We start from the raw sequence: 272 nt of genomic DNA, 5'->3' as shown, positions 1-272 counted from the left end.
ATTTAACAATTCAACCAGGGGAAATTGTCATCATGACTGGCCCCTCTGGTTCAGGGAAAACTACTCTACTCACACTCATTGGTAGTTTGCGTTCTGTACAATCAGGAAGCCTGGAAATATTAGGTAAAGAGCTATCTGGTGCTACTAAAAATGAAATGGTAGAAGTGCGGCGTAACATTGGTTATATATTTCAAGCCCATAACCTTCTGGGATTTCTCACAGCCCAACAGAATGTACAAATGCCATTTGAAATGAACCAGAGTATTTCCTTT

Annotated in this window: 1 protein-coding gene; it reads left to right on the top strand. The window is 40.1% G+C overall.

The window, feature by feature from the left end; translation table 11 throughout:
- Positions 1–272 (top strand): ATP-binding cassette domain-containing protein (locus GNE10_RS35175; RefSeq protein ID WP_185570588.1); only part of this gene is annotated, 272 nt, incomplete at both ends.

This window comes from Nostoc sp. 2RC (assembly GCF_014222165.1).
Classification (GTDB): domain Bacteria; phylum Cyanobacteriota; class Cyanobacteriia; order Cyanobacteriales; family Nostocaceae; genus Nostoc; species Nostoc linckia.
This window is presented reverse-complemented; position numbering and strand designations above follow the sequence as displayed.